General features: G+C 33.4%; 9 protein-coding genes. 6 read left to right on the top strand and 3 right to left on the bottom strand.

The features are described 5' to 3' along the window. Positions 1 to 2: 2 nt before the first annotated feature. The 3 genes from NSU14_RS35350 to NSU14_RS35340 all read right to left on the bottom strand — a co-directional run bounded on the left by NSU14_RS35350 (position 3) and on the right by NSU14_RS35340 (position 4,833). Positions 3 to 1,364: a hypothetical protein gene (locus NSU14_RS35350; protein WP_340948853.1), complete on the bottom strand. Its 1,362-nt coding sequence runs from the start codon at positions 1,362 to 1,364 to the stop codon at positions 3 to 5. Positions 1,365 to 1,416: 52 nt separating this feature from the next. Next, positions 1,417 to 3,591, bottom strand: coding sequence for a glucosyltransferase domain-containing protein (locus tag NSU14_RS35345; RefSeq protein ID WP_340948852.1), 2,175 nt, complete (start codon positions 3,589 to 3,591; stop codon positions 1,417 to 1,419). A 321-nt stretch (positions 3,592 to 3,912) separates the two neighbouring features. After that, a complete protein-coding gene (locus NSU14_RS35340) occupies positions 3,913 to 4,833 on the bottom strand; it encodes a glycosyltransferase family 2 protein (RefSeq protein ID WP_340948851.1) in 921 nt (306 codons plus the stop codon). Between the two features lie 409 nt (positions 4,834 to 5,242). On the opposite strand from NSU14_RS35340, the gene NSU14_RS35335 reads away from it, so the two are divergent. From NSU14_RS35335 to rfbA, 6 genes are all read left to right on the top strand, one after another. After that, a complete protein-coding gene (locus NSU14_RS35335; protein WP_340948850.1) occupies positions 5,243 to 6,373 on the top strand; it encodes a class I SAM-dependent methyltransferase in 1,131 nt (376 codons plus the stop codon). A gap of 61 nt (positions 6,374 to 6,434) precedes the next feature. Next, entirely contained in the window at positions 6,435 to 9,632 is a 3,198-nt protein-coding gene (locus tag NSU14_RS35330) for a glycosyltransferase (RefSeq protein WP_340948849.1), read from the top strand. Between the two features lie 80 nt (positions 9,633 to 9,712). Then, entirely contained in the window at positions 9,713 to 10,453 is a 741-nt protein-coding gene (locus NSU14_RS35325; protein WP_340948848.1) for an ABC transporter permease, read from the top strand. A gap of 37 nt (positions 10,454 to 10,490) precedes the next feature. Beyond that, on the top strand, positions 10,491 to 11,759 hold the full coding sequence (locus NSU14_RS35320; RefSeq protein ID WP_340948847.1) for an ABC transporter ATP-binding protein: 1,269 nt from the start codon (positions 10,491 to 10,493) through the stop codon (positions 11,757 to 11,759). A gap of 15 nt (positions 11,760 to 11,774) precedes the next feature. Then, complete coding sequence (locus tag NSU14_RS35315; RefSeq protein WP_340948846.1) at positions 11,775 to 12,746, top strand: glycosyltransferase; 972 nt, start codon at positions 11,775 to 11,777, stop codon at positions 12,744 to 12,746. A 342-nt stretch (positions 12,747 to 13,088) separates the two neighbouring features. Next, positions 13,089 to 13,967, top strand: a complete 879-nt coding sequence (gene rfbA / locus NSU14_RS35310; RefSeq protein WP_340948844.1) for a glucose-1-phosphate thymidylyltransferase RfbA — start codon at positions 13,089 to 13,091, stop codon at positions 13,965 to 13,967. Positions 13,968 to 13,973: the final 6 nt, after the last annotated feature.

The following is a 13,973-nucleotide window of genomic DNA, read 5'->3' as shown; positions in this document are numbered from 1 at the left end:
CTTCATCCCCCTCGTTTCATTAAAAATTCAAGCCAGTTAATTCTTCCAGTCTGATAGTCAATCAAAAAGGATATATATAAAGCTAAAGCCATAAAGATAAGACAAATCAAAACATATTGGATACATCTTTTATAGTTGAAAGAATTGGTGCCACTTCTTATATTATTGTAAGCATTTTTAGCTCCCCACCCTACGAATGGCAATAACAACATAAAGAGTGGGTAACCGAATCTTGATTCTATAATAGTGGTCCCAATAAATGCCCAATAAAAAAGAAAAGAACCTATAAAAGATATTATAAAGTAAATTTGTTGTTTGTTAGGCTGTTTGTTTCTAAATATTGTGTACAACCCATAGAATGCTGTAATCCAGTACATATAAAGAAACAATGAAGAAATCACTCTACTGGGTGGATAGTAATCAGTTATATATGTATCAACATATCCCCAATCCAATACTCCAAATAAATGTGAAGAATATACTATTAAGAAACCCGGGAAATCTTTGTAGATTAAATCATACATTCCCTTAACTGACTCATTGACAGGATGGGGGGAAACAAAAAACATACCTGGTTCTTCATTGTTAATGATAACCGTTCCATATTTCAAATTTTTCGTTGCCAAATTGCTTTGAAACTCATACAAATTCGTATTCACTAAGGGAGTCCAGTTATCAAACTGTTTCACATTGTTATATAACTGCGGGAAAAATATTATTAGTGAAATAATAGAGATCAAACAAGCTTTTAAGATTGAAACATCCTTTAAGATTAATGTCCGAATTATTAGCAAAACAATAATAATTGGAACTAAGATCAAAGAAGCGGGTCTTATCATGACTGCAATATACGCTAAAGCTATAACCCAAAAATATGTCAATAGTTTGTTGAAATCCCCAAATACCAATTTAATTAAGGAGAGGACAATGCAGCAGGAGGCTAACACATCGGTAAGTAATAATGTGGTAGATTGAATAAGATATGGGTTAAGTAACCCAAAGCCTAAGATGAGATAATATCCCACCTTACTATCAATTAAAAGATGAGTTTTTTCAGCAATTGTAAGGATTGTATATGTGTATACTACAAATTGCAAAACACTCATTATTGTCTTAATAACTTCCATATTCCCATTGGTAAATATACTAACACAAGATATTATTAAGGGGTAAAAGTAAGTTCTAAGCGGTTCATTTATGTTAAGCAACCCTAAATTCAATATATTTCTGCTAACATTTATATATCCACTCTCGTCATAATAACTAACGAAGTAGTTCTGTCTCAAATAATAAATAAATATCAAGAGTGATAAAACAAGAAAATAATACTTACCTTTTTTATCTTTAAGACGAATGCTTAGCATTTTTTTCCTCCATTATATAAAATCGTTTAACAGCCCTTATCAAGTACACACATCAGTTCAACTTTACGATAAACAGATTATCCACATACTTAATAGAACTCGCACTAGGCCAAGGTTCCATATTCTCTAAAATAGAATTTGCTTTTTCAATGTCTTTATCATTTGGCGTTTGAAAATTATACCCAGAAATTTCATTGAATAGGAATACTTTTGCAAATTGACGGATTGCTGGTGTATTATAGTCTCCAAAGTTTGTTCTTGATAACCCCCCTGTTTCTGGTGAACCCACAATAACAAGCTTGGAATTAGGAGAAAAATCATTGTTTGTTTCCATTCTGGATACAATCCTAGTAACGAGACTATGCTCAAGATTATTTAATCTATGTTGATCCATAGAACTCCGGCCGATACGCCCCATATTACCAAACAACACTATTATTGCAATGATAGTAATCATTATTTTCTTTCTTGATGATTTCACATCCAATGCAGTTAGTAAATAATAAGAAAACAGAACTAAAAGACTTTGATATAGCCCAAAAGCTGTAAGAGATCTTGAGGAGATTTCTACCGGTCGTAGTATGGAAAATCCAAATGATAAACATAACCCCAGTGTAACTATCAACATGAAACTTAAAAGAACATTTCGCAACTTACGGCCAGAAACTAGATTTGAAACCCCTTTTCTAAGGTAATAAGTTATGAGAGTCCCCAAAGAAAACAACCATATCAAGGAATTAATGATTTTGGAATTAAATGGGTTATCCTGGAAAGTATACATTCGAATATTACTGTATAACAGATCCCAATACTCTTTAGTTTTTATATTGTTCAAAAACTCACTTATGTCGCCGCCTGAATACTTCAATGTTGGCGGCCAAAAATAGAAACACACTTTCAATATTACGGTATATAGCACAAAGGATAAAATATATATCAAGAAAGGAATTGCACGCTTATAATGCTCTCTCTTTTTTATTGTTACATCTTCAAGCAAATCAGTTGGAACAATTAATCTATATATTAAAATGATGCTTACAATCGGGAAAAAAATCTGGTATACAGTAAGTGAACATAAATATCCAACGAGTGACAGTAAAAGGAAATGCACCTTGCGTTCTCTAACATATATTTCCCCAAAAACTACTCCCATACAAAGAGCTAAGACTGCAAATGCGCTGTAAGCTGTAACAATGCTGTAACTGAAAATTTCGGATAAGAAAGGATTAGTGGTAAATATCAATATAAACCCCAATGAAACATTAAAGGAACGAATTTTCAGTAATTTCGTAAAATACAAACCTATTAAGCACATAGCGCCAATAAATAGTAGAGGGCCAAGCGGCTTTGTTAGAGGTTGAATATTCAAAAAATAAAAAAATTGTGCCAGTATTGCTTCTGAGAACCTTCCTGTTGAATAAAAATTATACCCTAGGGTATTGAGGTTAATATCATAAATTTGGTTTAAATAATAATCATCAATTGAATACAAAAGATTTGAAATATAAGGAAAATAACACATGGATGTTATTAAGAAACTAAATCCTAGAAGTTTTATATGGTTGGTGTCATTAAAATATATTAACTCCTTCCACAAGTTAAGATTGTCCAATCCCCTTCCACCATCTTTATGATGTTTACTTTTATTATCTTCATCAATAAAATAAGATTTACAAACTGCTAAACAATATAAAACAACTACAAGAGTAAAAACAGTCCAAAACAACAACGTGTTTTTTGATAGATCCACCTGTATTTTGGGAATAACAACAGATATCCCTTTAGAATTCGTTAAATCCAGTCGTAAAGACTTGATTTTGAGATTGTCTTTGAAATCCACAATATTACTACCATTTTTTAAAGTAGTGTCGATATATTTGTCAGCAGTATAATTATTATCCACACTAGCATAATAGATTTGGGCAGAAGTACGATCAACACTTAAACCCGAAACCTCAATATTAATCTTTTTTATGTACAATGCCTTCTCAAACTCCAAGTTAATCCAAGGATCCTCAGTGTTAGATGTGATAACATCTCCGTTTCGATTAAAATCCTTCAATGATGAATATAATTGTTTTGTTGTTATTTCAAAGTTTGTATTTAACGCAGGAGACTCGAAAGTAACTCGTCCAAAAACAACTAAAGATACACTTAAATAAATTACTAATATCCCCAAAATCAAATAACTCCATAATTTAACATTCCGAAAATCCTTTTTAAGCATTTTTATTTCTCCCTTTAGTGAAAAGTCAATAATTTCAAACTTTACATTTACTATTAGTATTCCGCAAAATTTTATAATTACAGTCAAACCGATTACAATTATAACATGACCTATACAAGAAGTTTATCTATATATTCACACTCTAAATGATAAGCATCTCGCCAATTACTTCACATTAAATTTGCTACTATTATAAAACCTTGATGGACGAGGATCGTGAATCCCCATGATCTTATTCCCTAAAATGAGGTGGTACTAATCGGCGTGAGGTAACAATGAGCACTATTTTCTTCATATACATATATTCACAAATTATAATCACTAAATATATCCTGTAAATATAAGATACTTAAGCAAAATATTCCCATACAAAGATTGCCTATACAATTTACTCTCTCGCAAATATTTTATTCTAGAGATGTAAGATGGTCTAGGAGTAATAAAGAGTTTCAATTGATTCTTTTTTTCCTCACTAAGATATTCGCCATAGCAATCCATAAACTCTAAAGCTTGATTATAAAGAATCTTCTTTCCTTTATTTTTTGAATAACTGCTTAATTTTCGCCGAACAACCGCTTTCCAATCCTTATCACCACCGATTACATTCCCCTGGTGTTGCCGATATAGCACCGCAGGTTCATTCCCGTATATTACTTTTCCAAGTGCCGAGACACATAAGTAGGACCACCAATCATGCATTATCACATTAAGGAAGTTAGGCTTCTTAGCCAATAATAGATCTCTCGACTTATTATTAATGGTAGCAGTTGTTCCAACAACTATATTATCAACAAGAGCGTTATAAAAAGACGGACGCACATCGACATGTTTGGGCCAAATTTTTTGAGGAATTAAATCTTCATTTGTTAAATGAGTCGGCGCAAAATACAACAAAGGCTGGTTTTGTTTTTCTTTATTCAGAGCAGAAATCGCTATTGATAATTTATCCTCCAACCATATGTCGTCCTGATCACAAAAAGAGTAGTACATACAGTTAGGATCAGCCTGCTGCAGAAGTTCAAAAAAACTTTTTTTCACTCCTATATTGGGGCCACTTAAAAAATGAATCTTTTCAGGATACTTTTTAGAGTATCTTTCAATTAACGTTACGGTGTTATCTTTGGATCCATCGTCACGTATTAACAACTTACTTCCCTGATAAGATTGTCGCAGTATACTTTCAATTTGAGCAGTTATATATTTCTCCCCATTATAAGTCGATAAAAGAATTTGTGTATCCACTTTACTGACACCTTTCGCAACAAATTAGTGAGAAGCAGATAAAGAAAGTTCTCCCGGGTGCTAACAATTAACTGTTAATTTACTACATCCATAAAATTCACAACAAAATTAGTCTAACGTATTATAACCTATGCTACAATCTGCTTTTACCTGCCATTTGACAAATCTATTAAATTTACTTCTGTAGACGATTTTAGATAAAAAAGAGAATGATTTTTAATACTATTCCCCTTTTAAAATTTTACTTTGTTATGTATTTTCCAAAGTTTACATAGCCTTCAATCCGTTGCTTGCTAGATAATTATCTTAGTGATACCATTGATCTAGTTTCGTTTAGGGAACTTTATGCCTTTACATGTATTAAGATTCCCTGAAAATTCAAGTGATTTCTAGGAGGCATTAATTAAGAATGAAATATACAGGTGAACGATTTATTCCTGACAACGATGGTTTAGAAATAGAAGCGGAGCATGTTCATAGATACAAAGCCATTACAAGTGGCTTGAAGAACTTAAAGGTTTTGGATGCAGGGTGCGGAACTGGATACGGTTCACTTTTCATGTCCCAGTACGCTAAAGAAGTAATTGGCATTGATATTTCTCAAGAGACTATCACTTGGTGTGAAGAGCATTATTCTGATCAAAAGAACCTGAAATTCTTACAAGCATCTTTAGAAAATCTTCCGTTTAGTGATTCTGAATTTGATTGTATAGTAATTTTTGAAGTTATAGAGCATGTCGATGCACAGATTCAAAATATGTTTTTAAAAGAAGCCAAACGTATTTTAAAACCTGATGGAATATTAATTATGTCTACTCCCAACAGATCTATTTATACCGATAAAAGTGGCTATACAAACCCTTACCACATAGCAGAATTTTACATTAATGATTTCAAAGAATATTTAAATCAAGAGTTCTTATATACAAAATTATACAATCAGTCACTTCATGTTATATCTAACATTAGTGATGAAGCCTTTAATGAACGAAGAACACGGATCTTCCACAACGCTAGCCTTGATAATGATGGAAAATACATGATTGCGTTATGCTCTAATAAAAAAGGGGCTATTTCTCCGTTCGATTTAGGATCCATATATAAATATGATTCCGCGTTGGGAATTAACATGGCGTCGTTGTATAGTAGCCTCGAGGAAAACTTATACTCACAAGACCTTAGACAAACTAAGCTTTTAACTACAGAAGGAGATAATACCTTTTCACTTAGTTTTGACATTTCACAAATCGCCAAAAGTGGGCAATTCAGGTTTGATCCTATTGAAAATTGTTTTTGCATTTGTAATGTCGAAGAGGTTCTTTCCGATGGTGAGATTGAATCTGTAACTCCCTTAAATGCTTTGAAGTATCATAAAAAAGGCTTCCTGTTCATGAATATAGATCCTCAATTCGAAATAAAAGGTAAATTCGATCAGGCTACTTTTATTACGCTAAAGGGATATTTTAAGATTATGACTCAGGTTGAAATTAGCGAGATTGTTGATGAGATTTATAAACAACTAGTCGAAGCAACTAATTAAATTTAGAATATCTTTTACAAATAAAATCAACACATTTCGAATAAAATATGGTGGTGCAAATATGCAAATCAGTGTAATTATAGCTGTTTATAACAGAGCCTCGTTATTATCCGATTTACTAGATCATTGGAGAAAGGTAGACCTGAAGACTAAATACGAATACGAGCTCATCTTTTCAGATGATGAGTCTCATGATGAATCGGTCTCGATTCTTAGAGATTGTGACGACCTCCCTATAAGAGTTCTTACTAATAAACATGGTGGAGCTGCGCAAGCACGGAACCACGCTTATGAGTACGCATCCGGAGAAATCATTATTTTTACAGGTGATGATATTTTTCCCACACCCAATTTTTTAAATGAGCACTATGAATCATATCTAAAAAATGGAAAAGAGTATGCTACACTCGGTTGTATTGAATGGCGTGACGGAATAAAAATGAATCATTTAATGAAGCATATTACAGATATTGGATGCGAGCAATTCGGCTTCGTAGGAATGAAGCCTTTTGAAATCATCGACTTTCGACATTTCTATACCTCTAATGTAAGTGTTGCAAGAGAACAATTAGAGAAAATTGAAGGCTTATTTGACCCTGCTTTTAAAAAGTACGGCTTCGAGGATATTGATCTAGGCTATAGGTTGCATAAATTAGGTGTTCAAATTTTTTACAACCCTAATGCTTTAGGACATCACGATCATATTTATGATAGTGTGGTTAAATTCTGTAAAAGACAACAGTCCGCTGGTGAGGAACTAAATACTTTTAAACGCCTCCACCCAGATCTTAGTGTTGATGAAATAAAAGTTGATATTGATGAATTCCACACTATGTATAAGCAATATTCATCTAAAAATAATTCTTTCGACTTAGTCGGAGACCTTGGACGTTTGTTAATTCAACTGATGATTAAATCAACTCAATTATTTGAAATGATATTAAAAAGAAAAAATTCCTTTAAGCTAAAAAAAATATGCTCAAAATTTTATGCTGCAATATTTAGTTACTATATGTACTTGGGACTTGCTCTAGGTTACACAGAGTCTAAACATACAAGAAAAAGAACAGCCCAAAGATTCACATTCCGCTTTTTATTCTTTGGCAGATCACAAATTTTCTTTGATAAGAAGAATAATTTCAATGAAAAAAATTCTGTGTTTGTTCGTGCTGCTGGAGAAAAGCTCCTTACCCTTAGCTCTAGAATACCTATTGATCATCTTGGAGGATTACGGTTCGATCCCCTGGACCATTACTGCAAAATGCACCTTGAATACGCCCATGCTATCTTATCAGATGGTTCTAAAAAAGATATTGTATTCAATTTCACAAATGCAATAAAAACAAGTGAAAAAATATATGATTTCTCGAATCAAATGGATCCTGTCCTGATATGTGATCAACTTCCTGAGGGAACTATTTCAGTTGAAATTAGATACCAACTAAATTACTTGCTACAAAAAAGATTCTATAGTATTTTCAGGAAAATACTGAAATTAATGAAAAAAAGCGCAAAAAAAGCATTCTTGTTAATTAAACAAAAAAAGAAGCAAATTAATACGGAATCAATTACCCCTGTTGTTATCAATTCGCAACAGATAAAGAAAAAAGTTTGGATAACAGTAAGCGGACCTTCCGATCAAGATATCGCTTCCTTAGTGGAATATTACCAAGAACATTGTTCATTTATTAGTGATTTGCATATTGACACCTTACCTTGTTCATCAGAGGATTATCTAGAATACATCTATGAAATTAATCTAAAAGAATGTGCAATAGAATCTAGCCAGTTGGCTAATGCTGCTCTATGCCTAATGCAAAAACAGTACGATTTCATAATATTATCCGACAGTCTTAATGTATTCCCTATCATTAACGGCTATTCATTAAAGGAATCCACACTACTCGCCAGACATCTTGCTCCTTTTGACTTATTTATAACCGGTATAACAAGTTCCACTGGAAAATTTCTAAGAATTCCAGGCAGTAAACAAATCGAAAATGAATTGAATTTAAAAAATCAGTTTCCAAAGATGGATATATCGGGAAACGATATACTTTATGTAGACTATATCCGTGATTTGGTTTGGCTTGATCAAATAAACTTATCCCAAACAAAAAAGATAAAGCCCCTCGTTTTTGTACTGCCCGTATTTATGGCAGTAGGAGGAGTGGAGCGCAATACCATAGAGGTTATGGAGCGTTTGAAAAATGAATATGATTTTGTTGTTATAACTATTGAGAGTCATCGTACTGAGCAGGGAAGTTTATTTTACCAAATTGCAAGAATGGGAATTGATTATTTTGACTTTGCAGAGATTACTTCATTCGACAATTATCTGAATTTATTTAAAAATTTAAGGGAATCTTATAAACCTGAACTTATATGGATATGCAATAGTTCCCCTTGGATGATGGATAATAGTACCGAAATAAGAAAAGTATTTAACGATTCCGCAATAGTTGTTCAGGATGTTTACGACTATGAATATGGTTGGATTCAATACTATCATAAACCGGCTATTCATTCTTATGATCGTTTTATAGCAATAAATAAAAAAATCCAAGAGAAGTTCATCAATACCTACGGTATCAACGCTGCTAATATTGACTTAGTTTATCCCGCAGTTGATAACACTAAAATCATTCCAACTTCTGTGGATAGCTACTCAAGAGAAGCGGAATTATCAAAATTTAATCTAGATCCTCAAAAAATGCATTTTGTCTTTATAGGACGATTCACTGAACAAAAACAACCACTAAAGGTATTGGCTTTGGCAAAATATATTATTGAAACTTACGAAAATGCTGATTTTGTTATGGTCGGAGACGGAGAATTATCATCAAAAGTCGCAGAAGTTATTGCCAAAACGCCCACTATGAAAAATCGTGTTCATCGTATAAACTATATCGCTGATGTCCCTAGTTTCATTAAAGCAACAGACGGTCTAATCATTGCTTCTATTTATGAAGGATTACCCATTGTAACAATCGAAGCGATGTGCGTTTCAACACCGATTTTTGCAACTGATGTTGGAGATATTGCATTATTTGTTAGAGATAAAAATATCGGAATTGTTTCTCAGAGCCATGAGTTAGAATTACTAAAAACCGAATTTGATGAATTTTTCGATAACCTTGATCTCTTCAAACGAAATTTGGTGGAACAAGCACCCGAGAATATAAAATTCTTCTCATCCGAAAGAGCAGCAGAATTAATGAATATGTCTTTCCAACAAGCTTTAAAAAATATAAATTAAAGGTATTAGTTGAAAAGGGAGCGATTTATATTCTGAATTCAGTTCGTGATATATGTAGAAGTCGAAAACTTCTTATAAATATGTCCAAAAGTGATTTTAAAAACAGATTTTCCGGGTCTTACTTCGGCGTCTTGTGGGCAGTGATTCAACCGCTGATGACCATTATAATTTTTTGGTTTGTTTTCCAGGTTGGTTTCAGAGCACAACCAGTATCAAACGTTCCATTTATTTTATGGTTATGTGCCGCCATGATTCCTTGGAATTTCTTTACCGATGGTATAATCAATTCAACCGGAGCCTTTACAAGTTACTCTTTTGTAGTTAAGAAAATGGTTTTTAAAGTAGGTTTATTACCACTAGTAAAAGTTATCTCTTCATTTTTTTTAAATATTGCATTTAATTTTTTGCTTATTATAATTTTCACTTCCTATCATCATTTTCCTGGAATCCAACTACTTAGTATTGTGTACTTAAACTTATGTCTGTTTGCCCTCATTACAGTATTAGCATATTTTCTATCAACATTAAATGTATTTTTTAGAGACACCTCGCAAATCGTAGGTATATTACTTCAATTTGGAATATGGCTCACCCCTATCATGTGGCAAGAATCAGTTATTCCCGAGAAATATTTATGGATTATTAAGCTTAATCCTATTTATTACATTATTAACGGTTATCGAGATTCCTTAATAAATAACACATGGTTCTTTGCACATCCAAGGCAAACACTCTATTTTTGGGGTGTAGTCATCATTATAGGATTCTTCAGTTTTATTTTTTATAAACGGATGAGACCTCATTTTGCTGATGTTATTTAAGGTTTCTTGGGATAAACTTTCTTGGAGGTAGATAAACTTGGAGTGTTTGATAGACGTCGACAATATTTCAAAAATATATAAGCTTTACAATCAACCTGTGGATAGAATAAAAGAAGTTTTACATCCTGCCAAAAAAAAATACCATCAAAATTTTCATGCTGTTGATAATGTTTCTTTTACTGTAAAGCGTGGAGAGACTGTGGGGATAATCGGCAAAAATGGTTCAGGAAAATCCACACTTTTAAAAATGATTGCTGGGGTTTTGACACCTTCTTCTGGACGTATTAAAGTTACAGGTAATGTTTCTGCTCTACTAGAGCTTGGCGCTGGATTTAATGGTGATTTATCAGGTTTTGAGAACATTTTTCTTAATGGGACATTGCTTGGATATAGCAAAGACTACATCGAAAAAATCCTTCAAGACATTCTTGATTTTGCGGATATTGGAGAATTTATTCACCAGCCTGTAAAGACCTACTCAAGCGGTATGTTTGTACGCCTTGCTTTTGCAGTGGCAATAAATATTGATCCCGAGATTCTAATTGTAGATGAAGCATTAAGCGTAGGAGACATGAGATTCCAACAGAAATGTTATCGTAAAATTCGGGAAATCAAGAAAACAGGAACAGTATTAATGGTAAGCCATGACACTGGTGCCTTAGCCAGCTTTTGTGATCGTATTATTTGGATGGATGGTGGACGGATTTTTAAAGAAGGAAGACCAGATAAAATTCTTGATGAATATCAAGCATTTATGAGTTATGACATTAAAGAAATGCAATCAATCACCTCATATAGTATTAAAAGCGACGTATCTGAAGATGAGCATGAACCATCCATTCAGACAAAAGCTCAAGCTTTTGGTAATGGAGATGGCTTTTTTGAAACTCTTCGTTTAATTAAACTTGATACTGGTAGAGAGTCTGTTACAGTTAGTGGTGGAGATAAAGTTGCTATTGATTTCACTATAAAAATTAATAATGAGATTGATATGCCTATACTGGGATTCACGCTTAAGGATGCTCTTGGAAATTCAGTGATTGTAACTAACACTCACTTTGAAAAGGTTATGTTGGAACCTTTGAAAACGGGGCAGACCTATCACTATCAATTTACGATGGAATTCCCTCACCTACGTAACGGTAAATATTCTCTTGATATTGCACTAGCAAACGGAACCTATCAAGCTCATGAACAAATTCAATGGATTAATGATGCATTAATTATCGTGGTTAGAGACGAACGCCCTTATCAAGAAGGACGCGGATACCTGGTCCCAACCGGAATAGCACTTAAGAAAATTTAATAGGGGAGATTTAATATGTTTTTCAAAAGAAAACCAAGCATTAGTGAAGAATTTAAAATTTCAGTAATCATTCCACTATATAATCATGAGAAGTTTATAAAAGAGGCTATACAAAGCGTCTTGGATCAGACTTACAAAAATTTTGAGTTAATCATTATTGATGATGGCTCACGCGATAATTCCCTCAAAATTGCTCAAAGCTTTCACGATGAACGTTTGAAAGTGATCTCACAAGAGAATAATGGTGCTCACAATACTATTAATCGCGGCCTTGATCTTGCCACAGGAGAGTTTCTAACTATTCTAAATTCAGACGATGTGTATGAGAAAGATCGACTGAAACAATGTATTGCTTACCTACTCCATAATCCGGATACCCATTTAGTTAGCACTTATATTAAAGTTATAAATGAAACAGGAAAAACTCAAGGTATAAAAAAGGGTTGGAAAAATATGGAGCCCTGGGCAGTTCCTAATAAAGAAAAATCCTTTGCTAAAAACGATGATTTTGTCAAGAATTTACTTATGTCTAATTTCATCTCTACAACAAGTAATATGGTGTTTACTAGCGAGCTTTATAATAAGATTGGCGGAATGAGGAATCTACGTTTCGCCCATGACTGGGATTTCGCACTTAGGGCGGCCGAATATGGAAAATGCGCCCTTATTGAAGAAGCATTAATGGGGTACCGTATCCATGGAAACAATACAATCAGTACGAACAGAAAACACATGCTTTTTGAAATTTGCTGGATTTATGCAGCTAATCTTCACCGTTTTGAATCCACTCATATTTTCAAAGAGAATTCCATGTTGGAATTGGAAGAGCTCACTGAATCAATTAATTTACAAGGAAATGATAAGTTACTTTGGATTCTCCGGTCATATTTTGAAGCAGCCCTTAAACGCGGAGAGAAAAACCCCGAATTAGAAATTTTAGATAATACGGCACTTCGGGAGTCATTATTTAAATATATTGTAGAATAACACTGACTATACAGCTCGGGGAAATATAATATGAGCGATGAAATTACAAGTGCGTTTTCTTCACTCATATTATATTTTATATGAATCAGGTTATGTGTTCCTTATTCCCCTTCGATTGTTACCCCTAAATCTAACCCAGTTATATTTAATCCTCCTTTGCTTGTAAATATAAACCCATAAAGAGTGAGGATCACAAAATGTGCTAGAATGTTTTAGTATTGATTTACTGATTACGAAATTACTTAACTTAGACTTTTAGTTCCATAACCTTTCTATGTGAGAATTGAAACTTTCTCATTATGGATTTTTGTATTTCAAATTAAAAAGGAGTGTTGATTCTAAATGAAAGGTATAATTCTGGCTGGTGGTAGCGGAACGCGTCTATACCCTTTAACGATGGTCACAAGCAAGCAATTACTTCCAATATATGACAAACCAATGATTTATTACCCTCTATCCACTTTAATGTTAGCAGGTATTAAAGACATCTTAATAATTTCCACTCCTGAGGATACACCTCGGTTTACAAGCCTCTTAGGCGATGGTTCGCAATTTGGAATTTCTTTGCAGTATACTGTGCAGCCACATCCAGATGGTTTGGCTCAAGCTTTCATCCTAGGAGAATCCTTTATCGGTAACGATTCAGTTGCAATGATATTAGGGGACAATATTTACTATGGGAATGGGATTAGAAAATTATTGAAACGTGCTTCAGAAAAAAAATCAGGAGCTACGGTTTTCGGTTATCATGTGCAAGACCCTGAGCGTTTTGGTGTAGTTGAATTTAACGATGAAGGTAAAGTACTTAGTGTTGAAGAAAAACCTAAATACCCTAAATCCAACTATGCAATTACAGGGCTTTATTTTTATGATAACCGTGTAGTGCAAATTGCAAAAGAGGTTATGCCATCTTCGCGGGGTGAACTAGAGATCACTTCTATAAACGATGAATACTTAAAGTTAGGTGAATTGGATGTTGAATTACTTGGTCGAGGCTTTACTTGGTTAGATACAGGTACCCACCAAAGCCTAGTTGACGCCACTAATTTTGTGAGAACAATTGAAGAGCACCAGGGTGTAAAAATCGCCGCTCCCGAAGAAATTGCATATATTAATGGATGGATTACAAAAGAGCATCTTTGGGATTGTGGACAAAAATTAAGTAAAACTGGATATGGGCAATATCTTATGAAAGTTGCTACTGGTAAGATTCAATATTAAAACAAC

The sequence above is a fragment of the Paenibacillus sp. FSL R10-2771 genome (assembly GCF_038000205.1).
Classification (GTDB): domain Bacteria; phylum Bacillota; class Bacilli; order Paenibacillales; family Paenibacillaceae; genus Paenibacillus_AQ; species Paenibacillus_AQ phytohabitans.
The sequence above is the reverse complement of the archived record's forward strand: the minus strand, read 5'-3'. Positions and strand labels throughout refer to the sequence as shown.